1 protein-coding gene is annotated in these 1056 nt (G+C 61.3%); it reads left to right on the top strand.

Annotated elements, in window-relative coordinates; genetic code table 11:
- Nucleotides 1-94: 94 nt before the first annotated feature.
- Nucleotides 95-1041 (top strand): IS630 family transposase gene (locus P9236_RS30645; RefSeq protein WP_278078207.1). Its coding sequence is split into 2 segments (ribosomal slippage): nt 95-433 and nt 436-1041, totalling 945 coding nucleotides; the frame shifts between segments, so codons are not numbered across the junction.
- The last annotated feature ends 15 nt before the right edge of the window (nt 1042-1056 follow it).

Genomic DNA, 1056 nt, shown 5'->3' with positions numbered 1-1056 from the left:
TAGAGCGGGATGATTTTGGCTTGAATCGAAGGGGATTCCCAAGGGTCTGCAAATCAGATTCAAGATGCTGGCTGGGAGAAGGAGGCCGGCATGGATGGGCAAGCCATATTCAAACGATCTTCGGGACCGGGTTGTCGCTTCGGTTGAGCAGGAGGGGCTTTCGCGCCGGCAAGCAGCGGCGCGTTATGATGTCGGCATCAGCTCGGTGATCAGATGGGTCGGGCGCTTTCGCGAAACAGGCAGCGTCAGCCCCGGCCAGATCGGTGGACATAAGCCCAAGAAGATCCGCGGCACCCACCGCGACTGGTTGGTTGAGCGCTGCCGCAATGAGGCCTTCACCTTGCGCGGGCTGGTCGCGGAACTGGCCGACCGCGGCCTGAAGGTGGACTACCGCTCGGTCTGGGCATTCGTTCACGAGGAGAAGCTCAGTTATAAAAAAAGACGTTGGTCGCGGCCGAGCAGCGGCGTCCCGACGTCGCGCGCCGGCGTCAGCAATGGTTGAAGTATCGCGCCGCGATTGATCCTTCACGCCTGGTGTTCATCGACGAGACCTGGACCAAGACCAACATGGCGCCGCTGCGCGGCTGGGCGCCGGTCGGGGAGCGGCTCCATGCCGAGGTCCCGCACGGCCACTGGCAGACCATGACCTTCCTGGCGGCGCTGCGCCATGATCGCCTGGACGCGCCGTGGCTGATCGACGGACCGATCAACGGCGAACGGTTCCAGCTCTATGTCGAGCAGGTTCTGCTTCCCACCCTCAAACCTGGTGACATCGTGATCATGGACAATCTCGGCTCGCACAAGGGCAAGGCAGTGCGCCGCGCCATTCGCGGCGCCGGCGCCAGACTTCTGCTCCTACCGAAATATTCGCCGGATCTGAATCCGATCGAGCAAGTCTTTGCCAAGCTCAAGCACTGGCTCAGAAAGGCGGCGCGGCGAACCGTCGAGACTGTCTGCAGCGCGATCGGCGAAATCCTCGATGGCCTCACCGCAACCGAATGCAACAACTACTTCGAAAACGCAGGATACTGTTCAACCTAAAATCATCCCGCTCTA

This window comes from Mesorhizobium sp. WSM4884 (genome assembly GCF_029625675.1).
Classification (GTDB): domain Bacteria; phylum Pseudomonadota; class Alphaproteobacteria; order Rhizobiales; family Rhizobiaceae; genus Mesorhizobium.
This window is presented reverse-complemented; position numbering and strand designations above follow the sequence as displayed.